Genomic DNA, 26,778 nt, shown 5'->3' with positions numbered 1-26,778 from the left:
TTATGCCCAAATAACTTTCATTAAGTTTTTATATTCGTCATTTGCTAATTTATATAGCATTCTCGTATGTTCAAAGACAAGTGCTGGATTGAAATTTGGTTCTGAGAATGCAAGTGATGCTGAAATATCAATTGCATTTTGCTTATTTAACGTGAATTTTGCAAATCGGTAAGATGTGTTTAATTCATTGATGACATGCAAAATATCATTTGTTGATGTTGCATCAGGTACGTGAGCAACATTGAAGCAGTATATATCCACAGTAGGATGTTCGTTTTGGAATGCAGCGATAAGTTGAATTTTTGCGCCAGCTTCGGTCTCTAATCCTACCGAAAAATGAACAGAACCGTCATTTTCATCTATATTTTCTTCCATGTATATATCGTTGGATTTTAAGTAGTCTTTAAAATCTGAGATGTTATGTTTTACTGCAGCTTTCATATGTATGAGCCCCCTGATAATTGGAATAGATTGCTACTATTTATTATAATTTAAAAATATTAAAAAAGATAGTTAGAAAGTTCTGATTTTTAATTCCGAAGAAATAAAAAGAAGCAGTACTCTACCTCCATAGAGAACTGCTTCTTTTTTATTCATTGTCGTTAGATGATGTTTCTGTATCTTCACTGCTATTTTTATTCTTATTTTTCACGTCATTGTTACTTGATTCGCGTTCACTTGTATTTTCAGACTTAGATTCTTTTGTTTTCTCTGTACTTGTTTTCTTTGAATCAGAGTCTGTTTGTGTATATGCAGGTAATCCAAGGTGAGTACGAAGTTCGTTTGTAACTTTTGCTAATTCTTTTTTATCTGGATTGTAGTAATATGTTCGTCCGCCACCAGCAGATTTGCTACATGTATCATCACCTTTTTCCATATAGCAGTCGTCACCTTGAATTTGTAATTTCTCAATTGAAGAATCCGCCCCATATTTATAGAATGAAAGCATATCATCAAATGTTAAGTTTGTAACGAATTGTCCGTTAATATCATCAATGATGTTACCAACTTTTGTTACAGATCCAGCGCTTGTTAGTTTCTTTAAAATTGCTTCAATAACGAGCTGTTGACGTTGCCCACGCATTGCATCACTATCAATGTGTCGCGTTCTAGCAAGAGCAAGAGCTTCTTCACTATTTAGCTTTTGAACACCTTTTTTCAGGTGAATTGCATCAGCATTGTCGTTACTATCTTGTTCAGTAAATTCAACTGGTACATCGACTTCAATACCACCTAAATCGTCGACAATTTTCATAAATGACTTGAAGTTAAACTTTACAAAGTAATCAACGGGAACATTCATTAATTTTTCAACTGCATCAATGCTTGCTTGGGGTCCACCATCTTTTCCGTTTTTAGTAGAACCGTATGCATGAGCGTGTGTAATTTTATCTTTTTTCTTTTCCACTGGGATATAAGTATATGTATCTCGTGGAATACTTAATAGTTTTACAGTTTTGCTATCTTTATTAAACGTTGCAAGTAGTAGTGCATCCGTTCTTATAGCTTCTCCATATTCTTTCCCGCGGACATCGCTTTCATCAACACCCATGATTAAGACGGAGACGTTATTTGTGATAGGTTTTACAGCTTTATCACGTAAATCAGATTTATCACCGCGCGCTAAATCGTGTGCGGCATTTCGAACAGCAGAAGATGCTTTATTTACTAAAAACCAAGTATAACCGCCACCTATTATTAAAAAGAATAGAATAACGCTTATAATAATTTTTGTTTTTTTCCTACTTTTTTTCGGTTTACTGCGTGTATTTTCTTGCAAAGATGGGTTTTGCTCCATTTCCTGTACTCCTTCATTTGGATTGAAATACGACACTCATATCCACTTATTATAATGAAATTTGACGAAAAAAGACATTACAAATCATTTACATTTCGTAAAAATTCAATATATTTATAAAAAGTCAGATTTTCTATATTTTATTTTTCAGATGTAGAATAAGTATAAGTTGTTTTAGTGGAAATGAAAACATGTATTGTGAGAAAGTGATAGAGAAGTAAGATTTGTTGAAATATAGCCAAGAAGAAATGAGTAGGTTTACTTGTTTCTTCTATATAATAAAGAAGAATTTTACGGATAAAGGAGCGGGCATAGTGAATCATACATCATTCCGAGCAATCGTTGTGAACGAAACAGAAAGTAAGCAGTTTGTAAGAAACGTTGTAGAGAGAGAAGTAAGTAGTTTACCTGAGGGGGACGTATTAATACAGGTTCACTATTCTTCAGTGAACTACCCACCACTTAGTATCTCTTACGAGCCTACCCCGAGTGGGGGCTTCTCGGTTCATCGCTACTTTTGATAGCTAACGAATTTGTCCTAGGACAGCCGAGCTAACTCCCTTGTTCCAAAGGTTATTTTGTTACTATTTATGCCAACATTAATAAGCGGATAGCTTCCTTTTTGATATTGATCGCTGCATTATAATCACGGCCAATTGTGAGTCCACACAAACACGCATACTTGCGTTCACATAATGGCATTTCTTTTTTATTTCCACAACGACTACACATCTTTGTAGAAGGAAACCATTTATCTATTTTTATAAGCCGTTTTCCTTGTTCTTGTAGCTTATATGCTAAAAATGTCGTGAACATCCTCCAACCGTTGTCCGCTACACTTTTACCAAAGCGAAGTGCTCGTGACATACCTTTCATATGTAAGTCTTCGATTGCTACAACGTCAAAATTCGCAGCTAATTCTTTAGACTTGTGATGAAGGAAATTTTTACGTTGATTGGCGACCTTTTCATGCAACTTCGCTACACGAATGCGTTGTTTATTCCAGCGTTCTGAACCTTTCACACGTCTTGCTAACACTCGCTGTGCCTTTGCTAATCTATCTAACATCTGACGATAAAAGCGAGGATAATTGGCTTTCTCATCTTCGCTACTCACGTACAATTCAGCCATTGCGAAGTCTAATCCAACTACACGTTCTACTTCTTTTGGAGCGATTTCTTTTTCATATTCGGTCAAAATAGACACGTAATACTTACCAGTTGGTGTCATCGAAATCGTGCACGATTTGATTATATGGTTTTGCGGTATCTCTCTATGTTGCTTCAATTTCACCATTTTCAATTTCGGTAATTTGATATAACCATGAAATAACATAATATTTCCGTTTACTCGATTCGTTGTATAAGATTTTCTACTTTTTTTACTTTTGAATGTAGGAAAATCACTTTGACCACTAAAAAAATTCTTATAAGCAGTTTGCAAGTTTAATTGAGCGTTAGCCAATGCTAATGAATCGACTTCTTTCAACCATTCATACTCCACTTTGTATTTCGCAGGAGTAGGGAATTTTTGTTTCTTTAGTTCTTCCTTGTTCTCTTTGTATGTTTCATATATTTCTTTCCGCTCAGCCAGCATTTTATTATACACAAAGCGTACACACCCGAAAGTTTTACGAATGAGATGTGCTTGTTCTTCTGTTGGATACAGACGAAATTTGTACGCCTTATTATGCTTTGTCATATCAATTCATCTCACTTTTCGCTTCATTTCCCATAAGCTATGACGGTGATCACACAATCTGAACACTACAAAATTATTATCTACTTTCATTGTTATACCAAACTTTACCTCTTATAAGAATAATTATATCAGAGGCGAAATAAATAGGAAAACCAAATGTTTGGCTACGCCAAACCGAAATTCATCTCCCATCTGCCGTTAGACTATCGTCTTTCACACGCCTGGGGAAGGAGACTTCTTTCGGATAATACGTTAAATTATAAAGATGCGCTGTCAGCCACAGGTAATAAAGGTGTTACGAGAACATATCCTCATACGCCAGGAATTGATGCAGCAGGAGTGGTTGTGAGTAGTGAAGATGCTACCATTAAGGCAGGAGATCAAGTCATTGTAACGGGATATGATTTAGGGATGAATACTTCTGGTAGTTACGGAGAATATATTCGCGTGCCGGCATCTTGGATTGTCCCTTTACCAGAGGGCATGTCATTAAAGGAAAGTATGATGTACGGAACAGCAGGTTTTACAGCTGCTTTATCAGTATATAAGCTTATTGGAGCAGGCATAACGCCTAGTATGGGAGATGTTTTAGTAACGGGTGCCACAGGCGGCGTAGGGAGTGTAGCTGTTAGTATTTTAAGTAAGCTAGGATTTAACGTAGTAGGAGCGACAGGGAAAATGGAAGAGGAAGAGATGCTACTACGTCTAGGAGCGAAACAAGTGATTCATCGCACGGAGTTGAATGATGAATCAGGAAGACCAATGTTAAAAGGGATATACGCCGGGGTTATCGATACTGTAGGTGGACATATGCTAGAAACCGCTTTAAAAACGGTAAAGTATGGTGGTTGTGTAACGACATGCGGTAATGTAGCAGGGCAGGAATTACAAACAACGGTATATCCGTTCATTTTGCGAGGCATAAGTCTTTTAGGAATAGATTCTGTGCAATGCCCAGTGGATGTGAGAAGAGATGTGTGGACGCTCTTAGCAAGTGAATGGGAAAATAATGAGTTACTATCTTATACAGAAGAATGTACATTGGAAGAGTTAGATGAGAAGTTTACACTTATATTGCAAGGAAAGTTAAAAGGAAGAACGGTTGTAAATATGAAATGAAAAAAGAGACGCTAAACTTAAGCGTCTCTTTTTTATTATAATGATTGTTTTAAATTGATTTTACCTTGTTCACCTAAAACACCATCAGCAATATTTACAGCGTGATCACCGATACGCTCTAAGTTACTTACCATATCAACGAAAATGATACTTGCATCACCTGAACAGCTGCGTTCGTTCAGACGTAATACGTGACGTTTACGAAGAACACGTTCCATTTGATCAATTTTACGTTCTTTTGCAATTACAGTTTGAGCTAGTTCAGTGTCAAAGTTTGTTAAAGCATTGATTGCATCTTGTAATGTTGAAATTGTTAATTCAAGCATTTCATTTAGTTCAGCTAGTGCTTCATCTGATAGTAAAACGCGGTTTGAAATTTGGAAATCTACAAGTTCTACAAGGTTTTCTACATGATCACCGACACGTTCAATATCTCCAACAACACCTGCTAAAACTGAATGTTTTTCAGAGTCTGTAGGTGAAAGTGGTTTTTCTGATAGTAAAACTAAATACTCGGTAATTTTTTTATCTAAATTGTTAATAGCTGCTTCTAATTGAGTAGCCATGTCAGCGTGTTTTTTATCTTGTGTATTTAAAAATTGATTTGCTTCTTTTAATCCATGTAATGAGAACTCAGCCATGCGAATAATTTCTTTTTGCGCTTCTGTTAGTGCGATAGCAGGAGATTGTTCAATAAAGATTGGATTTAAATGTTGCGGTTTAAAATCAATAGCGGAATCTTCACCGCGAATGATTTTTGTTACAATCCATGCTAATACTGCAATGAATGGGAACTGAATAACTGCATTCGTTACGTTAAATGTTCCATGAGCAAATGCAATTGTCATTTCTGGATTTAAGTTTAATGACGTTTGGAAATATTGAATTAAACTTGTAAATGGTACTAATAAAATTGTAAAGATGATTGCACCGACGATATTAAAGATAACATGAACTAATGCTGCACGTCTTGCTGCAATAGAAGTACCGATTGCTGCTAAAACTGCTGTAATTGTTGTACCGATGTTATCACCGAATAATACAGGAAGAGCAGCTTTTAAATCAATTGCACCTTGACCGAATAATTCTTGTAAAATACCGATTGTTGCACTTGAACTTTGTACAATTAAAGTGAACACTGTACCGACAATAATTCCTAAAATTGGATTGTCACTCATGCTAACCATTAACTCTTGGAATGCCTCTAAAGAACGAAGAGGTTTCATACCTGCGCTCATTAATTCTAAACCGAAGAATAACATACCAAAACCGAATATAACTTGACCTAAAGAATGTACTTTTTTATTTTTAAAGAAGAATAATAAGATAGCTCCAATTGCCATAATTGGGAGAGCGTATTCTCCGATTTTAATTCCGATAATAAATGCAGTAACTGTCGTACCGATGTTCGCACCCATAATAACACCAATTGCTTGTCTTAATGTCATAAATCCGGCACTTACAAGTCCGACTGTTAAAGCTGTTGTTCCTGAACTTGATTGAATTAATACAGTAACTAGCATACCTGCTAGTACACCCATAAGTGGGTTTGTTGTAAAACGATCTAGAATATCGCGAAGACGATCTCCAGCTGCTTGTTGCAGTCCATCGCCCATGTATTTAATCCCGAATAAGAAAATACCTAATCCACCAATGAACTGGAAGATCATATCTTGAATATTGTATTCCACGCATTCCACTCCTTAAATTTCATGTACGATGTAATTATTAACTAAACCTCAAGGTACTGTAAACGGTTTACTAGTAAAATTTACACTAAATTTACAAAGGGATAAAAAGTTTACAAATCTTTAAAGAAACAGCTGGATTTAATTGGTTTTATCCCTATATAAACAGTGTTTTTTGTAAAGAAATCACACTTTTTAGAATAGTATTGTTTAGTTGAATATGAAGGAAAGCGTCTGCGAGTTCATCGTATATTTTTTGATGAAAGTTAAGAAAATATGTAGGAAAATGATTATATTAATTTTTCCTTATGACTCACTCCGCTTTTGCATATAAAAAAGCTACTGAATTATCCAGCAGCTTTTTCTCTGTTTTTATCTCCATGCTTTTGCTTTCTTATACTTGTAATGTAAATGAACAGGAAAGCAATAAGTAATAGAGAGGAATAGCGATATACAGTTGCGTAGTTTGTAAAATGTGCAATGAATCCAAATATAATTGCGCCAGCGCCAATGCCGAGGTCAAATGCTGAGAAGAATGTAGCTGTTGCGACTCCTCGTCGGTGCGGTGCTACTCGGTCGATCATCCATGCTTGTAGTGCAGGTTGAATCGCTCCAAAACCACTTCCGTAGCATGCTGCTGCAATAATTAAACTCGGAATGGTAGTTGTATACGACAATAAAATAATACCTGTAAACGTAATGATAACCCCTGGAATAATAACGAATGCATGACCTTTCGCATCGTATAACTTTCCAGAAAACGGACGAGTGACAGCGATTGCAAGTGCATTAAATAAGAAGAAGAGGCTTATATCAGCAATTCCGACTTCCGTAGCAAATAATGTAATAAAGCTCCCGATTCCGCCGTACATTAATGTAATACATAATATTAATAATGAAGGAAGTAAAGCTTTGCGCTCAATAAATCCATCGAGAAAAGTACCAGATGTTTGCTGTGGTGGTTGCGGCGATTTTTTGATTTGAAGTAGTTTCGTTAATATTAATGAAACAATTGTACATGAAAGTGCACATAAAAAAAGAATTGTGAAGTTATATGTTTGCATGAGCCAAAGTCCGATAAGTGGACCGAGCGCCATTGCAATCGTTCCAGAAAGACCGAAATATCCCATGCCTTCGCCGCGACGAGCTTGCGGAATTAAATCTGAAACGACAGTTCCATATGTAGTCGTTGTAATACCAAAGCCAGCTCCGTGTAAAATTCGCACGGCAAGCAATAGGAAGACGGTTGAAGCGAAAAGATAACTACCCATAGCGAGTAAACAAATAGCAGTACCGATCATTAAAATGATTTTTTTGTTGAATTTTTGCAAGGCGTTTCCAGTCAGTGGTCGAACAAAAAGTGCCGCCACGGTAAACATGCCTACAACAAATCCGATATTAGAACTTGTGCCGCCAATTTCTTTCACATAAACAGGTAAAGTAGGAATTAACATTTGAAACCCTAAAAACATACATAAGTTTGCAAAAATTAAAGCGACAAACTCTTTCGTCCATAACGATTCTCGTTTTACGAGTATTGCTTCTCCCATATATTCATCCCCTATATAAAATTTTCTCTTTTCTTTCGAGTATATGTATTGGTCAATGTAACAGTCAAGGAAGGTGCCTTGGAAACGTATAACAATTTTCGAGGTGGAAAAACTGACAAATTTGTGTAAAAGCTACACAACTATGAAAAAAAGTTGTAAAGTATAGATGTATAGACTTGTAGTTGTTATGAATGATAGAAATTGTTTTTTCTTTAAAGAAAGCGGATTCAAAAAGTAGTGAATGAGAAGGGGATATATACTTTTTCACTACATATATTTGAAAAGGTTTACAAAACAATGAAGAAAGAGGCGTGTAAATATGAGACGATTAGGTATTTCTATTTATCCAGAACATTCAACAGTAGAGAAAGATAAGGAATATTTAACATTAGCAAGTAAATACGGATTTACACGTGTATTCACATGCTTATTGTCTGTAGATGGAGAAAAAGAGAAAATTATAGAAGAGTTTAAAGAAACAATCTCTCATGCAAATGCATTAGGGTTCCAAGTATTAGTTGATATTAGTCCGTCTGTTTTTACACAATTAGGTATTTCATATAATGATTTATCTTTCTTCCATGAGCTAGGAGCGTACGGTATTCGTCTAGATGTCGGATTCTCTGGTTTAGAAGAATCGATTATGACTTACAATCCATACGGCTTAAAAATTGAAATTAATATGAGTAACGGTACGAAATATGTAGATAACATTATGAGCCATAGACCAAATCGTGAAAATTTAATTGGTTGCCATAATTTTTATCCGCATCGTTATTCAGGATTATCATACGATCATTTCATTAAATGCTCGAAACAATTTAAAGATTACGGTATGAGAACAGCTGCGTTTATATCATCATTTGATGCAACATACGGACCTTGGCCAGTAACAGAAGGGTTATGTACGTTAGAGCAGCATCGTGAATTACCGATGACAACACAAGCGAAGCATTTATTTGCGACAGAATTAATTGATGATGTTATTATTGCAAACGCGTATGCGTCCGAAGAAGAATTACAAGCGCTAGGTGCATTAAATAAAGAGAAACAAACATTTGATATAGAGTTATATGATACAACAACAGAATTAGAAAAAATTATCGTATTAGACGAGCCTCATTTTTACCGCGGAGATGTATCTGAATATATGATTCGTTCGACACAAAGTCGTGTGAAATATAAGAAAGAAGAGTTCAAACCGCATAATACACGCGAAATTAAACGCGGTGATCTTTTAATTGATAATGAACAGTATGGTCAATATAAAGGTGAATTACAAATTGCTTTAAAAGATATGGTGAATACAGGAAAAACAAATGTAGTTGGCCGAATTGTGGAAGAAGAAATTTTCTTATTAGATTATTTACAAGCATGGGATAAATTCGGATTTACATTAAAGAAATAGATAAAATGAAAAAGGAAAAAACTACTGACTTCAGCAGCTTTTTCCTTTTTATATATAAATTGTGAGAGGAAGAGCTATGACAAAAGTGCATCAGCGATTAATTTCTATTTTAGAGGAGTTTTTAGAAGAGAAATCGATGTTAAATCGAGCTTTTTTAGCGAACCGTTTACATGTATCAACGAAGACGATTCAAAAAGATATAAAGTTATTAAATGATATATTGGAAGAAAACGGAGCGAAAATTGAATCGCAAAGAGGGACTGGATACGAACTAGAAATTATACAAACGAAGAAGTTTGAAGAGTTTTGCGTGGGTCTATTTCAAAAACAGGCTGAAAAGATCCCAACTTCTTATGAAGAAAGGATAGCGTACATCCTGCAACGTATTGTAACGACAGAGGGATATGTGAAGCTTTCACAGTTAGCAGAGGAGATTTATGTGAGTAAATCGACTGTAAATTTAATTATGAAAGATGTTACAGATATATGTTGTCGTTATCAATTACAAATTGAAAAGAGACCGTATTATGGTATACGTATTGTGGGAGAGGAGTTTCATATTCGTTCTTGTTTATCACAATATGGTTTACCGCGCTATGATCATACTCCGTTTCATGAGCAATTTGAGCAGAGGGATACATATTTATCGTTACCTCATATACCGCTTATCCGTTCGGTTATATTAAAGTATATCGAGGGAGGAACGATATATTTATCAGATATTGAAATTGATAATTTAGTCATTCATATTGCAATTGCATTAAGGCGTTGTGAAGATCAACATTATATGAAAGGACTAAATGCGGAGCAATCAGAACTTATCATAAAGAAAGAATATACAATTGCGAAACAGATTGTAGGGGATTTAGAGAAAGAGTTGCATCTTTTATTTCCAGAAGAAGAAGTTTTATATGTGACGATGCATTTATTAAGTACTGCTGTTACAGCGAAAGATCGTTATGAAAATGTGGAAGAGCTATTAGGGAAAGATCTATATGCATTTATGCAACATATTCTTTTTAAAGTAGCGGAAGAACGGAATCTTATTTTTTATTATGATGAAGAATTATTATTTGGATTTGGTGTTCATTTAAAAACGTTATTAAACCGTTTGAAGTATAAGTTAAATACGAGAAATCCTCTTTTGACAGAAGTGAAAAAGAATTATCCGTATGCTTTTGAAATTGCGGTTCTCGTTGGAGATATAATAGGTGATTATACGGGAGAATCGATTCCGGAAAGTGAAATTGGTTATATTGCGATTCACTTCGGGGGAGCGATGAGTCGTTTACAGGAACAGAATCAAAAGAAAAGATGTTTACTAGTTTGTGCGACTGGTCAAGGAAGCGCCCAGCTATTGAAATATAAAATTCTATCACAGTTCCGAGATAAATTAGAGATTGTAGGGATTACAGGTTATTATCAATTGAAAGTGGAAGACCTTTATAAAGATAAAATAGATTGTATTATTAGTACGATTCATATACCGAGTGGTTTGCCTGTGCCTGTTATAAAAGTGAACTCAATATTTGATGATAAAGAGATTAAGTCAATAGGTCAGCAGTTGTTTACGCATGTGAATACTAGTGTGCAGCAGTATATAAAGGAAGATTTAATCTTTTTAAATCATAGCGCTTCTACGAAGGAAGAGGTTATTCAGTTTTTATGTGAGAAAGCTGCTGAGAAAAACTATGTACTAGAAAACTTTTATGATTCTGTTATGGAAAGAGAGAATACATCTCCGACAGCGGTTGGGAATTTAGTTGCAATTCCACATCCGATGCAGTTATTAAGTGAGAAAACATTTTTGATGTTTTGTACACTTAATAAAGCGGTTGACTGGGGAGATAAGAAAGTACAAGTTATTATTTTATTTAGTGTAAAGCGCAATAATAATGAAGATTTACAAAAGCTTTATGATTTTTTATATGATATTATGTCTAGTCAGCATACGATAGAGAAATTAACTCAGGCTGGAATGATTGAAGAATTTCAAGAGATTTTACTATCGTTTTGAAAAAGTATATAAAAACTTCCGTTACACAACGGAAGTTTTTTATGTTTAATTGTATGCGTTTTCATAATAAGATAACAATATAGAAAAAAGATAGCTTGGGGGAATTTAAAATGAATGATATGCAAACTCCATTTGCGTTAATTTTACATGGTGGCAATGCGAGAAGCGCGGCGCTTGAAGCAATTGCTTTTGCAAGACAAGGAGATTTTGAGAATGCGAGTGAAAAGATGATACTTGCTAGTGAAGAGATTTCAGCAGCTCATCGCATTCAAACAGACTTAATTCAAAAAGAAGCAAGAGGAAATCATGCAGAAATCAGTTTATTGTTAGTGCATGCACAAGATCATTTAATGAATGCAATTACAGTGAAAGAACTTGCTGAAGAATTTATTACTCTTCATAAACGAGTGGAAGAGAAAGTGACAGTATAAGATGTACATTTTATTATGTTGTGCAGCAGGCATGTCAACGAGTATGGTTGTAAGAAAAATGCAAGAAGAGGCAATGAAACAAGGGAAGGATTATAAAATTAAAGCAGTTGATTCAGAACTTGTGAAACTGGAAATAAAAAATGCTGATGTTGTTTTAATCGGGCCACAGGTGAAGTATTTGTTTCCAGCGGTACAGTTTCTTGCGAAATCATACGATATACCGGTTGCAATAATAGAACAACGAGATTATGGCATGTGTGACGGTTTAAAAGTACTGAAACAAGCAGAACAATTAGTTGTAGCATAATTATATTTTTTTAAATATAAACATTATAATGTTATAACTTTATTTTGTTCTTTCGTAGTGAAGAGAAAGAGGAGGGGTATTGATGAATGGTTTTATGAGTTTTATGGAACAAAAGATTATGCCAACAACGCAAAAGATTGCAGGACAACGACATTTATTAGCAATTCGAAACGGAGTTATTTCTACATTGCCGTTAACGATTGTCGGATCATTTTTCGTTATCTTTTTAAATTTACCAATTGATGCGTATATGGAGTGGATTGCACCATTTCGCCATATTTTAGATATTCCATTCCGATTCACAGTAGGTTTAATGGCGTTATACGCAGCATTTGGGGTAGGAGCTTCACTCGCAAACTTTTATCAGCTCAATCAGTTAAGTGCAGGGTTGTTATCTGTACTCGCCTTTTTACTAGCATCAGTTGAACCAATTCAAATTACGAAAGCTGTACCAGGTGTTATTGATGCGGGAAGATATATTTCAGTAGGAACATTAAGTGCAACGTCTTTATTCGGCGCAATTGTTACAGCTTTAATTGCAGTAGAAATTTATCATTTTATGATTAAGCATAATATCTCGATTAAATTACCAGATAGTGTACCACCAGCAGTTGCAAACTCGTTTGCAGCATTAATTCCAACTTTAGTCGTTATTCTTTTATTCTGGGGTATTCGTTACGGTTTAAAATTTGATGTAAATACAACAATCACATATTTAATCGCACCACTAAAATCAGTATTAGTAGGAAATAATTTATTCGGCGGTTTATTAACAGTATTCTTAATCGTGTTCTTCTGGTCATTCGGTATACATGGCCCAGCGATTTTAGGACCAATTATTCGTCCGATGTGGGATTCAGCAATTCTTGAAAATATGGAAGTATTCACAGCTACAGGAAATGCACATCAATTGCCAAACTTATTTACAGAGCAATTTATTCAATGGTTCGTATGGATCGGTGGATCAGGCTCAACATTAGCTTTAGTTATTATGTTTATGTTCTCTAAATCTAAATTCCTAAAAGAGTTAGGTAGATTATCATTCGTGCCAGGTTTATTCAATATTAACGAACCGATTATTTTCGGGGCACCAATTGTAATGAACCCAATTTTAATTATTCCATTCGTTATTACACCGTTAGTGACAACGACAGTATCATATTTCGCAGTTGTTTCAGGCATGATTCCGCTCATGATGGCGAAGTTGCCATTTACGATGTTAGCACCAATTGCAGCGATTATTAGTACAGACTGGACAATTATGGCTGGTGTACTTGTACTTGTTAACTTTGTGATCTCATTCGTTATTTACTATCCATTCTTCAAAATGTATGAGAAACAGCAATTAGCAGGAGAGGAGAAAACAGAATGCTCGGAGCAATTATCATCTTAATTACATTTGTAGCGGGGCAGTGTATTGCACATTATTCAAAATGGGTACAAAGTAAATCTTTATTAGTGTTACTACTCATATCAATTGTATTTATCGGTAGTTCAATGGGTACATATGTAATGCTAAGCTTACAATCACCGTACGTAATTATTGTACCAACGATTTTATGTGCCACATGTTTATCTGCAAAATATAGATTTACGAGCATGGCATTAATACAACGTGTGAAGGAGATGCAAAAGCATGGAGCGTAAATTAGGAATTTCACTTTATCCAGAGCATTCAACGAAAGAACAAGATATGGCATACATTTCGGCAGCGGCATGCCACGGTTTTTCAAGAATATTCACATGTCTATTATCTGTGAATCGTCCAAAAGAAGAAATTGTAGCTGAATTTAAAGAAATTATTAATCATGCAAAAGATAACAAGATGGAAGTTATTTTAGATGTAGCTCCGGCGGTATTCGATCAACTCGGTATTAGCTATAGCGATCTATCATTCTTTGCAGAGTTAGGTGCAGATGGTATTCGTTTAGATTTAGGTTTTGATGGATTAACAGAAGCGAAAATGACGAATAATCCGTATGGCTTAAAAATTGAACTGAACGTAAGTAACGATATTGCCTACTTAGAAAATATTCTTTCACACCAGGCGAATAAACCAGCTTTAATTGGTTGTCATAACTTCTATCCGCAAAAATTTACTGGACTTCCGTACGACTATTTTATCCGCTGTAGTGAACGCTTTAAAAAACACGGTATTCGCACGGCAGCATTTATTACGTCACATGTAGCCGACATTGGTCCATGGGATATTAATGACGGATTATGTACGTTAGAACAACATCGTAACTTACCGATTGAAGTACAAGCGAAACATTTATGGGCAACAGGGCTTATTGATGATGTTATTATCGGAAATGCTTATGCTAGTGAAGAAGAGTTAGAGAAACTAGGAAACTTAAATCGTTACATGTTACAGCTAAAGGTACACTTTGTAGACGAAGCGACGGAAGTAGAGAAGAAAGCGACACTGCAAGAGTTACACGTAAGACGCGGCGACATAACAGAATATATGGTGCGTTCTACAGAAGTACGTAAAAAGTATAAAGACTATGACTTCCCAGTGCGCGAAAGTGTATTACAGGAAAGAGGGCAAGTTGTAATAGGTAACAACTCATTCGGTAAGTATAAAGGTGAACTGCAAATCATTCTAAAAGAGATGCCGATAGATGAACGGAAAAATATTGTCGGTACAATTGCAGAAGAAGAGTTATTCTTACTAGATTATGTAGGAGCTTGGACACAGTTTACTTGTGTGGAATAGGGAAGTATAGGGGCTGTCCGAATTTTGGGCAGCCTTTTTATCATAAAGTACTTTTCAATGTCAAAGTTTGTCGGTAAATTGATATTCCTTGTCGAATCGTTGATATATTATAAGTTACGATAGATATATTCGGAAAATCGTGGATATATTGTAGGTTACGATAGATATATTTGAAAAATCGTGGATATAATTTCAGGTAGAGTATATTTTCCTTTAGAAGGAACGCAAAAAAAGTCAGCCTCAATGAGACTGACTTTTTTTATACGAACTAGTTTAATACTTTAACTGTAACTGTTTTACGTCCCCAGTTACTTGATGTACCTTTGTCTGGCATTAAAACGTCGATTTTATTTCCTTTAATAGCTCCACCAGTATCACCAGCGATTGCTACTCCGTAACCTTCAACCCATACTTTTGAACCTAATGGAATTACACTTGGGTCAACTGCAATAAGTTTCATATTTGGATTAGCTGTTAAGTTGTGACCTAAAGCTGATTTTACTTGGTCGCCTGCTTTATAACCATTTTCAAGTGGATCTGCTGTGTAAGCTGTTGCTACAACACGTAACTCACGAGAAGATGATGGTGCACTTGTTTCAGTTTCTTTTGCAACAGGTTGTTGTGTAGCTGGTTTTTGAGCTTTAGCCGCTTCACGAGCTTCAGCTGCTTCTTGAGCTTTAGCTGCTTCACGAGCTTTAGCTGCTTCTTGAGCTTTAGCCGCTGCTTGAGCTTCAGCTGCTGCCTCGGCTTTAGCTGCTTCACGAGCTTTAGCCGCTGCTTGAGCTTCAGCTGCTGCCTCGGCTTTAGCTGCTTCACGAGCTTTAGCTGCTTCCCCGGCCTTAGCTTCTGCTTGAGCCTCAGCTTCTGCCTGAGCTTTAGCTTCTGCCTGAGCTTTAGCTGCTTCACGAGCTTTAGCCGCTTCTTGTGCTTTAGCTTCTGCTTGAGCCTCAGCTGCTTCACGAGCTTTAGTTGCTTCTTGTGCTTTAGCTTTTGCTTGAGTTTCAGCTACCTCACCGGCTTTAACTGCTTCACGAACTTTAGCTGTATCTTGAACTTTAGTTGTTTTTTCAACTTTAACTGCTGGCTGAACTTTAACTGGAGCTTTACCTGTTAAGTAAGGAACGTGAACATAAGCTGTTTTTCCGTTATATTCAAATTGAATCCAGTCATTTTGTACTTGGTGTGTTGTTTCAATTACATCATCTTGTTTCAATTTACCAAGAATTTCTGAGTCTGTGTTTGCACCAGCACGTACGTTTAATACGTTTGCTGTTACGTAGTAAGTGTCTTTTGTATAGTCAGCGCTAATGAAAGCTTCTTTACCGCTATTCAATTTCACTTTTGACCATCCGTTTTCTGTATGTAAAACGTTAACTTTATATCCATCTAATAATTTTCCGACAACTTGTGATTCAGTAGTTGGGTTTTCTCGTACATTTAGTACATCAGTCGTTACGATTGTTTCTGCTTTAGCAGATGTTGTGAAAATCCCAAGACCAAAAACCGCTGCTGTTGCTATACCCATAAATTTTTTCATAATAGCCTCCATTGCATTTGTTTTCGTTGACCTCATTATAGCAACCATTATTTTCTTATTTGCGGAAAACACAAAACTACAAAGCATTCGTAACGGGTCATTAATATTCTGTAATAATTCCAGTAATATCCTAAAAGCGCTTTCTTATAGTTATTAGGGGAGGTTAGAGCATGTGATGCATAAAAATGAGAGTATTTCAATTTCTAATAGGTTAATAATATTTCTGTAGTATTACGTAATCATTTCGTAATCGTTACAAAAATGGCGTATTTTGCTGTTAGAACAGGTGATTAGTTATGTAAAAATAACTATTTTCGCTGTGGAGAGATTGAAATGAGGTGAAATTTAATGAAATATCGTTATAATTGTTACAAAATAAGTCGAGGTATGGAAAAAATTACGCCTTGATTTTAGTCTGTCACATATTATTTTTGCAATAATAGGATTCTATAATAGCTTTAGTACGCTAAAATAATGAAAGGTGCTTATAACGTGAAACATATATAATAGAAGAAACACGATTTAATAGATAAAGTGAAACTTTAATCAGTGGGGGGGATTCTTCCTCCCCCACTGATTATTAGTTGAACCAATCGGGCTTTTATGGGCAGCCCGACCCCCACCTAAATTCTTTGCTTTCGCTGAATTTTGAGGTGGGGGTCTTACTGCCCATTAAAGCGGGATAAATAAAAAGCGTAGGAGTGTAAACTCCTACGCTTTTGTTTATTCATATCGTAAACATTCAATTGGATCCAGTTTTGCAGCTTTGTTAGCTGGTAGTAGACCGAATATAATACCGATTAACATGGAGATACCTACTGCAAGAAGTCCAAGTTCTTTTGAGACAACGAGTGGCCATCCGGCAAAGATTGAGACGATCCAAGCGAAGAAGATACCGAGCGTGAATCCGATGAAACCACCGAGTCCTGTTAAAATACAAGATTCAATTAAGAATTGTGTTAATACTTTACCGCGCGTTGCACCAAGTGCTTTACGAATACCAATCTCACGTGTACGTTCTGTTACAGATACAAGCATAATATTCATTACACCGATACCACCAACAAGTAAGGAGATAGCGGCAATACCACCGAATACCATTTTCATCATACCGATGGATTCGTCTAATTGCTTCGTAAATTCACCTAAGTCTTGTGCTTCGAATTTGTGCTCAAATTTCGGAGCTTTCATTTCGTTTAAAACAGAAACGGCTTGTTTTTCTACACTTTTACGTTCTGTTGGAGAGGTCATCGTTAATCTTACAGAGTCATATTCATTTACTCCTGAAATGACAGGTGCGTTTTCCAGTGATGTGTAACCTTCAGGCATAGCCATTCCAAATTCGTTTTTCGTTTCGTATACACCGACTATTTTATACGGCTTTCCTTTTATATCTGTGTATTGATTTGATTCCCAACCACTAAATAATTTGTTGAAAGCTTCTTCATTTAATATCACAGCAGGGATTGCCTGGTTTAATTCGCTGTCGTTTAATTCACGACCGTGAACTAATTTTATTTTCGAATCTGTCATAAAGGCACCTGTTCCACCTTTTAAATCAAGAGAGACATCTTTTGAACCAGCAGATGCTTTTACTTTCATACTTACATCTGGATACACATCTTTAACGCCTGGTACGGTTTGAAGACGGTTTAGCATATCAGGTGTGATTTTGGCACTATCTGTTCCATAATCAGGGTTGTTGTAGTAAATCGTTATTTCATTATCTTTTCCTTGGCCTAGCTCTTCTTTAAACTTTGCATTTGTACCATCACCCATTGAAATGATAGTAATAATGGCACTAATACCGATAATAATTCCTAGCATTGTTAAGATGGAACGCATTTTGTGGGCAAAGATAGAGGAAAGGGCCATGCGTATATTTTCACTCGTGTTCAAAATTAACCTCTCCAATCTTGGACGATGTTTCCGTCACGAATTACAATTTGCCTTGCTGCAGCTTCCCCAATTTCACGATCATGGGTAATCATAATGATTGTTGAGCCTTGTTTGTTTAATTCGTAAAAGAGATCCATAATTTGTGTACTTGTTTTCGTATCAAGTGCTCCTGTCGGTTCATCGGCTAAAATGAACTTTGGATTATTTACGATTGCACGTGCGACTGCGACACGCTGTTTTTGTCCACCTGATAATTCGTTCGGTAGGTGAGTAGCACGATCAGCTAAACCTACTTTTGTTAAAGCGGCTAATGAGCGCTCGCGTCTTTCTTTTTTATCGACTCCAGCGTAAATAAGAGGTAGCTCTACATTTTGAAGTGCTGTAAGTCTCGGTAATAACATGAAGTTTTGGAATACGAACCCAATCTCTTTATTACGAACGCGTGCAAGTTCTGTCTCAGACATGTTTGAAATATTTTGACCAGCTAGTTCATACGCACCTGTCGTTGGTTTATCTAAGCAGCCGATAATGTTCATTAATGTTGATTTACCAGAACCAGATGGTCCCATAATAGAAGTGAATTCTCCCTGGTTCAGTGTTACGTCAATGCCGTGTAATATTTGAACGGATTCTGCACCATTTTGGAAAGATTTCGTGATGCCTTTTAAGTTAATCATCGGGCGACGACCTCCATACCATCTTTTAAGTCTTTTTCAGGTTTAGAGATAATTTGCTCTCCTTTTTTCACTCCAGAAACTTTTGCTTCGCTATCAGTTTCGAATTCAACAGTAACAGCTTGTTCTTTCGCTTTACCGTCTTTTACAACGAAGACAATATTTTTGTCACCTTTTTTCACGATGCTGCTTTTCGGAACAATCGTACCAGTTGCTTCGCCAGATTTACTTGTTACGTAAACGTGGAAGCCGTTTTGTAATTCTTCACTATTATCTAATGTGACAGTGAATTGATAGTTAGAAACTGTTTTGTTTTCATCCATGCTCTTTAATGGTGTAGAACCGATTTCTGTTACTTTTCCTGTCCAAGTCTTACCAGCGACAGTTTTTGATGAAACAGTTACTTCTTGCCCGACTTTCATACTAGCAAGCTCATATTCAGAAAGTTGACCTTTTACTTTAAATGGCCCAGCGTGGCGAAGTGTAATGCCGCTCATACCTGTTTTTTCATCAGCGATTTTTACGATATCATCAATTACGCCATCAGTAGGGCTCGTTACAGAAAGTGTATTTACTTTCTCTTTTGCTGCTTTAATCATTTCATCAGATTTTTCAACTTCAAACTTTTTCATTTCAATTTGTGATTCTAATTGTTGTACTTCGACTTCTGATGCTTTTAATGCTTCAGCAGGAAGGCCTGCATTTTTATCTTTTTGTAATTTTTGTTTCGCTGTATCAATTTGTTTTTGGAACAATGTTACTTCTTTTTGTGCGATTTTCTTTTGCATTTCTGCTTCCGTTACACCTTGTTTCGCAGTAGGGTCATTATATTTAAACAGAAGCTGCCCTTTCTTAACTTCATCGCCTTTTTTAACAGCTAATTCATACGTACCTTTTGTTGGATCAAATGAAATTGTTTCGATGCCGTTTGGAATGACTTCACCGCCAAATTTTTGCGCGTTTTCAATTTGTTTTTCTGTTACTTTATATCCGCTATATGCCATTGCTACTTCTGAACTACCGCCAGCAAATGCAAAATATGATCCAGCTGCAATACCGATTGCTACTACACTAGTAATTAACACTTTATTTTTCTTCTTCATCTATTTATCACCTTTTCGTTCGTTTTAGTATCTACATTAAGTATAGAAGAGGTGAAGAATCTGACAAATCGTTTTAGCTTACAATAACCTTACAGTTTTGTAAGGTATGAATATGTAAATGTAAGGTAGAGCTTGTCCAAGTGTGAGCAAATGAATTGACTCGTCGTTTCTTTCTAACAATAATATTGTATGAAAGAGAGGAGGAGGCAAGATGGAAGCTTATTTTAGTGCGCATCCATTAAAACCATTTATTCCATACTCAAGGCAACATGTCCTTATATTATTTATTATGTTGGTGGGGATATTTTTTCTATATCAATACCAAGATTTATTGCGTCAAAATGAGTGGAATATAACGGTTCGATATGCGATTGCATTTTTATTTGTTGGGAGTGAAATTGGGCTCCATATGTGGGAATGGAAAGCGGGGATTTTTGAACTAGGCACTTCATTACCATTTGAGCTATGTACGATTAGTTTATTGTTAGCATCGATTATGATTGTAACGAAAAGTTACCGCATATATGAGATTGTATTTTTTACAGGGATTATCGGTGCATCACAAGCTATTTTAACGCCGAACGTGCAATATGCTTTTCCGCATTTTCGCTTTATAGAATTCTTCGTTGCACATGTATTACTCATTTGGGCACCACTCTTTATGACGTGGGTAGAAGGATATAGACCGACCTTGCAATCAATTAAGCGTACGATGATATTTTTAAACATAATAATTCCAATCGTTTCTTTTGTGAACTACAAAACAGGTGGCAATTATATGTTTTTAGCTCGTAAGCCAGAAACTGCTTCATTACTCGATATGTTAGGGCCACACCCTTACTATATTATTTCATTAGAAATAGCTGCGCTTATTGGATGTTTTATTTTGTATATGCCGTTTGCGAAAAGAGAAGGGCATGTGCATAAAGAATCACTAGGATCATAACCTAGTGATTTTTCTATATAAATATTTACAATTCAGAAAATTAAGAATAAAATTAAGGGGTAAATTATATAAAGAGAGAAGGGAAAACGTGGTCAAAAAAGTTTTTCTGAATGGGATGGAAGTGACGGTTCAATTTATTATTTCGATTTTGGGTATTATTTGTTTAGGGGCATTGCCGAAATTATTTTATGGATTTGAGCTGCATGTATCAAAGTACATACAGAGTTTACAAGAAGTGTTTGTGAACTTAATGGATATTTCCAATTTGCAATATGTGAGAGGTAAATTTTTATTTCCGCAGCTGTTCGTCCATTATAAAGAAACGATTATTATTTTTTTAGCTGCTTTTTTTATTTCATTATTTGTAGCATTTTGTATTGTTTATGTAATTATGAGTAGTTCACCGCGTATACAACATCGAATTAAATCATTTATTATCTTTCTAGAATCCATTCCAGATATCCTTCTTATTTTAGTATCACAAATTTTAGTTGTATGGTTTTTTAAACAAACAGGTTTTTTACCTTTTCAAATTGCTTCAATTGGAGGCGAGTCGATTAGGGGGTTGCCAATATTGTGTTTGAGCATCCCGACTACGATTATGTTTGTAAAAATGGTCGTGCTTCGTTTTGAAAATGAACTAGAAAAAGATTATGTACTATTTGCTAAGGCGAAAGGGCTGGGGCGCTTTCATATTTTAAATCGTCATATTTTACGAAATGTGTTGCTTAGTACATTATTCTTTGCGAAAACGAATATCTTTTTTATGTTATCTAATTTATATATTATAGAATGGATTTTTAATACGGGTGGTATTTTTATGTTTTTGAAATCGTATTTCGGTATTAGAGTTGAGGTTTTCATCGTTAGTGTGCTTCTTATATATATTCCGATTTTTATTTTATTTAAATTGTTTCATTATCTCATTCCGGCTGCGATGAAGGAGAGATTATAATATGTGGACGTATATAAAACGTGATAAAAGATTTTGGATAAGCATTGGGTTTCTTCTCCTATTAGTTCTTTTGAGCATCGGAAATACGTTATGGAATGATGGACATATTAGACAAGTTACATTGCAATATGATGCGGATGAAAATCCACAAGTGCCACCGTTTCCACCTTCATTACAATTTTTACTCGGGACAGACCGGAAAGGATACGACCTGTTACATTTAGTCATTGAGGGCGCGAAGTGGACGATTGGTATATCTATTTTAATTGCGGTACTTAGAATGGTAATAGGTGTGTTTTTCGGTGTCGTACTCGGAACGTATATAAAAAGAGGATTTTCAAAAATTGAGGCTTCCTTTGATAGTTTTACAGTTATTCCGACAGTTATGATTGCGTATTTTTTTCTTCAATCTGCAAATGCATTTGGAAGCGGAGAGGAGACAACAACCTTTTTTGAAAGGGCTTCGTTTCAAGTGGTATTACTTGTACTGCTTGTGATGCCAGTTATTGCACTGTATGTTGCGAAGGAAGTTCGTAAATTGCGAACGGAAGAATTTGTTGATGCCGCGCGCATATTAGGTGGATCGAGAAGACATATTGTTATAAAACATATTTTTCCGCATCTCTATATGCCGTTTATACTCGTATTTCTTCAGCAGTTTACGCAGACTCTTACTATTTTACTGCACTTAGGATTACTTGAAGTGTTCTTTGGTGGGACTGTAATGTTTGGTGGACAAATAAAAGAGGTGGAATCTTATACGCATGAATGGTCAGGTTTAATTGGAGTATACTTTAGGTCATTAACAGTGAATCCGTGGATCCCTCTCGTTCCGATTACATTTTTTGGACTTACTATTTTTTCAGGAAATATGGTTGTAAAAAGTATCGAAGAGGCGATGATGAAAGTAAGGTTAGGAGGAGAGCTAAAGAAGGATGTTGTAGAAGAGGAACAATCTGCTGTGCAGTCAAAAGAAGAGTTATTTACTTTTAAACATACGATGTGAAGATAAAAAGAAGCAAGCACGGATTTCATGCTTGCTTCTTTTCTTTATTTTGTAGAAACTTCACCTTCAGCTTCTGTTTGCGGAATAAAGTATCCGATTAGACCACCGATTATTGCTGGAACGATCCAACCGATTCCTAAGTTGTAAAAAGGAATGGTGTGTACAATATTCGCAATAAAACTTGGTATCATTTCCACATTATCAAGTGCATGAATACAGCTAATAATGAATGCTGCGATCATTGCTCCGATGTAGACAGAAGGTTTACGTTTCGTATATTTATCAATAAATGATACGAAAATTAAAATGATTGTAATTGGATATAAAATAATTAATACAGGTAATGTAATTTTGATTAATAAACTTAATCCTAAGTTTGAAATCACGAAGCTAAAAATACAAACGTATAGTACGAGCTTTTTATAAGAAACGTTTGTTAATACTGTTGCAAAATAGTTGGCAAATGCACTTACAACACCAATTGCAGTCGTTAAACAAGCGAAGATAATGGCGATACTTAATAAAACATTACCGCTTGTCCCAAAGAATTGGTACATAACAGTAGCTAACAGTTGACCACCGTTCTCGAGTTGTCCCAAGTTTCCGTTTGAAGCGCCGATATAACCGAGTAAGAAATAAACAATTGTTAAGAATAGGGCTGCAATGCTCCCGCAAATAATTGTATATTTCGCAATAGATTTCTGCTCTTGTATACCGTTTTGGCGAATTGCATTTACAACAATCGTTGATAATACGAGAGCACCAATTGCATCTAACGTTAAAAATCCTTCAAGAAATCCCTTGAAAAATGGAATTTCTTTATAGTCACCAACAGGCTCTGCAAATGTTCCAGGTGAAAGAATCGCTTTTGTTGCCATAATTGCAACAATTCCAAGTAAAATTGGCGTTAATATTTTTCCAATATGATCTACTAATTTGGATGGATTTAATGATAAGAAGTAAACGACTGTAAAGAAAATCGCACTAAAGATTAACATAGAGTACCATTGGTCTGGGAAAAGTGGTGCAATTCCAATTTCGTAAGATACAGATCCAGTTCGTGGAATAACAAATAGTGGGCCGATTGAAAGATAAATAATGATAGCGAATATTGCTGCGAATTTTGGATGAACGCGGCTTGCTAAAGTGTTAAAACTACCACCGGCAAGGGCAACAGCGACGATCGCAAGTAAAGATAAACCGACGTCTGTAATAATAAATCCTGTAATGGAAATCCACATATTTTCTCCGGAAGAAAGACCGAGAAGGGGCGGAAAAATCATATTACCAGCACCGAAGAAAACTGCGAATAGTAATAAACTAATCGAAAGTATTTGCGCTGGCTTTAAAGTTGTACGCATATAAAGAAAATCCTCCTAATGAGTGTTTTTGTCGAAAATTCAAATAATTTGTCGAGTAACTGTTACTATTTTAAAGGTCTGATGACTAGAAAGCAATAGGGAATTTTGAAAATATTAAAAAATAATACATTAAATCGAATAAATATACTATTTATATCTTTAATAGGAAGGATTTAACTTTTAACGTAAAAAAAACACATATCACTAGGATACGTGTTTTAAAAAAATATTTTTTTATCACGTTCTTCTTTTAAAATTTCAACTGCTTCTCGGAAACGTTGTGAATGAACAATTTCTCGTTCACGTAAGAAGCGTAGGCTGTCATTTATATCGGGATCATCTGATAAGTTAATGAGCCATTGATATGTTGCACGTGCTTTTTCTTCAGCCGCAATATCCTCGTATAGATCGGCAATTGGATCACCTTTAGCCTGTATATAGGTTGCAGTAAATGGAACACCAGCAGCATTATGGTAATGAAGTGCACTATCATGATCAACATAATGAGGATCAAGTCCAGCGGCTTTCATTTGTTCAGGAGTTGCATCTTTCGTTAGTTTATAAACCATCGTAGCAATCATTTCAAGGTGAGCAAATTCTTCTGTACCAATATCGGTAAGGAGGCCAATGACTTTATCGGGAATTGTATAACGCTGATTTAAGTAACGGAGTGCAGCAGCTAGCTCGCCATCTGCACCGCCGTATTGCTCAATTAATAATTTTGCAAGTGCTGGATTGCAAGTTCCCACTTTAACTGGGTATTGTAATTTCTTTTCATAAATCCACATAGTTTCTCTCCTTTATATTTGCCATGGCCAAGGACCTTTGCTCCATTCCCAAGGGGCATTAGAATAGCTGTTTCCAAACTGTTGAAGTGGCCCGTATTTTTCTTCCATCTTTTGTTTTAATACTCTTCGTTTATAGGAAAAATCATTAAATTGATTAATAGCAGCGGTGTCATCTGGATGTGTATCTAAATAAAGAGTGAGTTCAACTAGTACAAAGTCCAGTTCTTGAAGCTCCAGTAAAAGCTGATAGTATTCTTCTGGTAGCGATTGAGTCACGTCAGTAGTCACCGCCCTTTTTTATAAGGATTTTCATAATAGTCATAAAAAACAGGCCATAAAGTTCCTTTTTGTAGCGCTTCTTTTGGCGTGAATTGTGGTAAGTTTGGCGGTTGAAAGCCTAAAAATAAATTAGGAGGAGTAGAATAATATTTTTTTCCAATAGGAGGACAAGGATCGAGAGGACTATGATAGGGCACGAATGATCTCATATATTTATTCACGAATAAACCTCCTTACATGTTCATTACTACGTATTGTATTCAGACATAATGAGCATTTATGACACATATAAAAAAGTAATAAGTACAGGAGGAATGAATGTGGAGAATGTAAAGAATTTAATTGTGTTAGAAGTAAAGAACTTAAAGGAAACTCTGTATTTTTACGAAGGGATTTTAGGAATAACACCTAGTTCAGAGAGGCCGCAATTAGATATTACAGGGGTTTGGTATGATACCGATTCAACGAGAATTAGTTTTGTTATGAATCGCAGTTTGGGCGGGCGTGAGAAGAGTGTTGCGGACTCAGTTGATGTTCTAACGTTTTCAATTTCTAACATAGAGAATGTAAAGAAGAGGTTAGTATTTTATAAAATTGTATATACAGAAAACAAAAGTGAGAAAAGTATTGTAGTACAAGACCCAGATGGATATAAACTTCAAGTGGTAGAGAAGGATGAATAAACGGAGGGGATTTAGTGGAGAGAAATTATGAAGAAAGTGCGTTGTTTGAGCATCAATTTTGGCTAAAGGTACTTACTGATCATGCACAATTTTTACTTGATGCATTAGCTCCGAAGGAAAAAGAGGATATAAAGAAAGCTACTTACTTTGTTGAAACATTTACGAATTTGTTAAATAAAGTTCGGAATGTGAATCTGATGGCATTCTCAAAAGAGGCAGAGCAAGCTGCCAAGGAAATTCGGACGTTTAAATTAAGTATTATACAGAAGCAATTGGAAGGGAAAATTACTATTCATTTTACGCCAACTTTTATTAATCATATGGTAAACGAAGTGGAAGAGTATATAACGGTTTTAGAGTTTTTGAAGAAAGGAGAAGTTCCGCCTGTTTTTCATGAACTGCATTATCATCTCGTTTGGTTAACGGATGCGGCTGGTCATGCGGGCTCTATTTCTGGTGGGTTAGATCTTGTTGAAAAAAGATTGAAAGAGAAAAGCGAAGAATTTACGAAGCATTTTGAACAATTTTACTTAAAGGCAGTTGAGATGACTGGGTATTTACGGACAGAGCTTCATCATTTTCCAGCGTTAAAGAAGTTTACAAAAGATGTTTCACTTGAACTAAAATTATTTTCACATTTTTTACATGAAGTTGAAGAATTGGAGTTGTCGAATGAAATATTAAGTGCATTATCAGCGAGAATGGCAGACCATATGGCAAGAGAGGAATGTTATTATTTATTAAAATTAGCTCAATCATCTGGACTCGAAATGCCGAAATGTAATCCGCTTTAAAGAACAAGAGGC

At 35.7% G+C, this 26,778-nt stretch carries 25 protein-coding genes and 2 pseudogenes; 14 read left to right on the top strand and 13 right to left on the bottom strand.

Going from position 1 to position 26,778, the window contains the following annotated elements:
* Complete coding sequence (locus ACUN0F_RS29595) at positions 1–441, bottom strand: hypothetical protein (RefSeq protein WP_000642361.1); 441 nt, start codon at positions 439–441, stop codon at positions 1–3.
* Between the two features lie 148 nt (positions 442–589).
* The gene (locus tag ACUN0F_RS29590; RefSeq protein WP_000437426.1) at positions 590–1,798 is read right to left on the bottom strand and encodes an LCP family protein; all 1,209 of its coding nucleotides are present in this window, start codon (positions 1,796–1,798) and stop codon (positions 590–592) included.
* A 227-nt stretch (positions 1,799–2,025) separates the two neighbouring features.
* Between ACUN0F_RS29590 and ACUN0F_RS29585 the strand changes: the two are divergent.
* Positions 2,026–2,253 (top strand): annotated as a pseudogene (locus ACUN0F_RS29585) (oxidoreductase); the annotation flags it as partial.
* Positions 2,254–2,386: 133 nt separating this feature from the next.
* On the opposite strand, the gene ACUN0F_RS29580 reads toward ACUN0F_RS29585, so the two are convergent.
* Positions 2,387–3,499, bottom strand: coding sequence for an RNA-guided endonuclease TnpB family protein (locus tag ACUN0F_RS29580; protein WP_445540653.1), 1,113 nt, complete (start codon positions 3,497–3,499; stop codon positions 2,387–2,389).
* A gap of 246 nt (positions 3,500–3,745) precedes the next feature.
* Here ACUN0F_RS29580 and ACUN0F_RS29575 point away from each other — a divergent pair.
* Positions 3,746–4,618: pseudogene (locus ACUN0F_RS29575) on the top strand (YhdH/YhfP family quinone oxidoreductase); the annotation flags it as partial.
* Between the two features lie 35 nt (positions 4,619–4,653).
* Here the strand turns inward: ACUN0F_RS29575 and ACUN0F_RS29570 are convergent.
* Together ACUN0F_RS29570 and ACUN0F_RS29565 are read right to left on the bottom strand one after the other, a co-directional pair.
* Positions 4,654–6,309, bottom strand: a complete 1,656-nt coding sequence (locus ACUN0F_RS29570; protein WP_445540652.1) for a Na/Pi cotransporter family protein — start codon at positions 6,307–6,309, stop codon at positions 4,654–4,656.
* Positions 6,310–6,653: 344 nt separating this feature from the next.
* Entirely contained in the window at positions 6,654–7,856 is a 1,203-nt protein-coding gene (locus tag ACUN0F_RS29565; protein WP_048562484.1) for an MFS transporter, read from the bottom strand.
* A gap of 319 nt (positions 7,857–8,175) precedes the next feature.
* Between ACUN0F_RS29565 and ACUN0F_RS29560 the strand changes: the two genes are divergently transcribed.
* The 7 genes from ACUN0F_RS29560 (at position 8,176) to ACUN0F_RS29530 (ending at position 14,741) form a co-directional block, all read left to right on the top strand.
* Entirely contained in the window at positions 8,176–9,264 is a 1,089-nt protein-coding gene (locus ACUN0F_RS29560; RefSeq protein ID WP_445540651.1) for a DUF871 domain-containing protein, read from the top strand.
* A 76-nt stretch (positions 9,265–9,340) separates the two neighbouring features.
* Positions 9,341–11,281, top strand: coding sequence for a BglG family transcription antiterminator (locus ACUN0F_RS29555; protein ID WP_445540650.1), 1,941 nt, complete (start codon positions 9,341–9,343; stop codon positions 11,279–11,281).
* A gap of 110 nt (positions 11,282–11,391) precedes the next feature.
* Complete coding sequence (locus ACUN0F_RS29550) at positions 11,392–11,712, top strand: PTS lactose/cellobiose transporter subunit IIA (protein ID WP_445540649.1); 321 nt, start codon at positions 11,392–11,394, stop codon at positions 11,710–11,712.
* A gap of 1 nt (position 11,713) precedes the next feature.
* Positions 11,714–12,019 (top strand): PTS sugar transporter subunit IIB, encoded by a 306-nt coding sequence (locus tag ACUN0F_RS29545; protein ID WP_000275650.1) that lies wholly within the window; start codon positions 11,714–11,716, stop codon positions 12,017–12,019.
* An 82-nt stretch (positions 12,020–12,101) separates the two neighbouring features.
* Positions 12,102–13,412 carry a PTS sugar transporter subunit IIC gene (locus ACUN0F_RS29540; RefSeq protein WP_001013048.1) on the top strand — a complete coding sequence of 437 codons (1,311 nt, stop codon included), beginning with the start codon at positions 12,102–12,104 and terminating at the stop codon, positions 13,410–13,412.
* Positions 13,388–13,666 carry a hypothetical protein gene (locus ACUN0F_RS29535; protein WP_264462287.1) on the top strand — a complete coding sequence of 93 codons (279 nt, stop codon included), beginning with the start codon at positions 13,388–13,390 and terminating at the stop codon, positions 13,664–13,666. Before ACUN0F_RS29540 ends, ACUN0F_RS29535 begins: the two co-directional genes overlap by 25 nt.
* A complete protein-coding gene (locus ACUN0F_RS29530) occupies positions 13,656–14,741 on the top strand; it encodes a DUF871 domain-containing protein (protein ID WP_445540648.1) in 1,086 nt (361 codons plus the stop codon). Before ACUN0F_RS29535 ends, ACUN0F_RS29530 begins: the two co-directional genes overlap by 11 nt.
* A 268-nt stretch (positions 14,742–15,009) precedes the next feature.
* Here ACUN0F_RS29530 and entC read toward each other — a convergent pair whose 3' ends face one another.
* From entC to ACUN0F_RS29510, 4 genes are all read right to left on the bottom strand, one after another.
* Positions 15,010–16,401 carry a cell wall-binding protein EntC gene (gene entC / locus ACUN0F_RS29525; RefSeq protein ID WP_445540856.1) on the bottom strand — a complete coding sequence of 464 codons (1,392 nt, stop codon included), beginning with the start codon at positions 16,399–16,401 and terminating at the stop codon, positions 15,010–15,012.
* 600 nt (positions 16,402–17,001) lie between these two features.
* Entirely contained in the window at positions 17,002–18,153 is a 1,152-nt protein-coding gene (locus ACUN0F_RS29520) for an ABC transporter permease (protein ID WP_445540855.1), read from the bottom strand.
* Positions 18,154–18,179: 26 nt separating this feature from the next.
* Complete coding sequence (locus tag ACUN0F_RS29515; RefSeq protein ID WP_000609098.1) at positions 18,180–18,854, bottom strand: ABC transporter ATP-binding protein; 675 nt, start codon at positions 18,852–18,854, stop codon at positions 18,180–18,182.
* Complete coding sequence (locus tag ACUN0F_RS29510; protein ID WP_445540647.1) at positions 18,851–19,954, bottom strand: efflux RND transporter periplasmic adaptor subunit; 1,104 nt, start codon at positions 19,952–19,954, stop codon at positions 18,851–18,853. Before ACUN0F_RS29510 ends, ACUN0F_RS29515 begins: the two co-directional genes overlap by 4 nt.
* A gap of 211 nt (positions 19,955–20,165) precedes the next feature.
* On the opposite strand from ACUN0F_RS29510, the gene ACUN0F_RS29505 reads away from it, so the two are divergent.
* The 3 genes from ACUN0F_RS29505 to ACUN0F_RS29495 all read left to right on the top strand — a co-directional run bounded on the left by ACUN0F_RS29505 (position 20,166) and on the right by ACUN0F_RS29495 (position 22,861).
* Complete coding sequence (locus ACUN0F_RS29505) at positions 20,166–20,900, top strand: YwaF family protein (protein ID WP_264462289.1); 735 nt, start codon at positions 20,166–20,168, stop codon at positions 20,898–20,900.
* 88 nt (positions 20,901–20,988) lie between these two features.
* Positions 20,989–21,855: an ABC transporter permease subunit gene (locus ACUN0F_RS29500; protein ID WP_327974927.1), complete on the top strand. Its 867-nt coding sequence runs from the start codon at positions 20,989–20,991 to the stop codon at positions 21,853–21,855.
* Between the two features lies 1 nt (position 21,856).
* Positions 21,857–22,861, top strand: coding sequence for an ABC transporter permease (locus ACUN0F_RS29495; protein WP_445540646.1), 1,005 nt, complete (start codon positions 21,857–21,859; stop codon positions 22,859–22,861).
* A 44-nt stretch (positions 22,862–22,905) separates the two neighbouring features.
* Here the strand turns inward: ACUN0F_RS29495 and brnQ2 are convergent, their stop codons facing one another.
* The 4 genes from brnQ2 to ACUN0F_RS29475 all read right to left on the bottom strand — a co-directional run bounded on the left by brnQ2 (position 22,906) and on the right by ACUN0F_RS29475 (position 25,510).
* Positions 22,906–24,222: a branched-chain amino acid transport system II carrier protein BrnQ2 gene (gene brnQ2, locus ACUN0F_RS29490; RefSeq protein ID WP_264462292.1), complete on the bottom strand. Its 1,317-nt coding sequence runs from the start codon at positions 24,220–24,222 to the stop codon at positions 22,906–22,908.
* A gap of 218 nt (positions 24,223–24,440) precedes the next feature.
* Positions 24,441–25,010, bottom strand: a complete 570-nt coding sequence (gene cotJC / locus ACUN0F_RS29485) for a spore coat protein CotJC (protein WP_000265275.1) — start codon at positions 25,008–25,010, stop codon at positions 24,441–24,443.
* 12 nt (positions 25,011–25,022) lie between these two features.
* Entirely contained in the window at positions 25,023–25,286 is a 264-nt protein-coding gene (locus tag ACUN0F_RS29480; protein WP_000194492.1) for a spore coat protein CotJB, read from the bottom strand.
* Between the two features lie 8 nt (positions 25,287–25,294).
* Positions 25,295–25,510: a spore coat associated protein CotJA gene (locus ACUN0F_RS29475; protein ID WP_001046257.1), complete on the bottom strand. Its 216-nt coding sequence runs from the start codon at positions 25,508–25,510 to the stop codon at positions 25,295–25,297.
* Between the two features lie 48 nt (positions 25,511–25,558).
* Here ACUN0F_RS29475 and ACUN0F_RS29470 point away from each other — a divergent pair, with 48 nt between their 5' ends.
* Together ACUN0F_RS29470 and ACUN0F_RS29465 are read left to right on the top strand one after the other, a co-directional pair.
* Positions 25,559–25,972: a VOC family protein gene (locus ACUN0F_RS29470; RefSeq protein WP_098208773.1), complete on the top strand. Its 414-nt coding sequence runs from the start codon at positions 25,559–25,561 to the stop codon at positions 25,970–25,972.
* A 14-nt stretch (positions 25,973–25,986) separates the two neighbouring features.
* Complete coding sequence (locus tag ACUN0F_RS29465; protein WP_060487609.1) at positions 25,987–26,766, top strand: DUF2935 domain-containing protein; 780 nt, start codon at positions 25,987–25,989, stop codon at positions 26,764–26,766.
* Positions 26,767–26,778 lie beyond the last annotated feature (12 nt).

This window comes from Bacillus sp. 1A, from assembly GCF_052682215.1.
The sequence above is the reverse complement of the archived record's forward strand: the minus strand, read 5'-3'. Positions and strand labels throughout refer to the sequence as shown.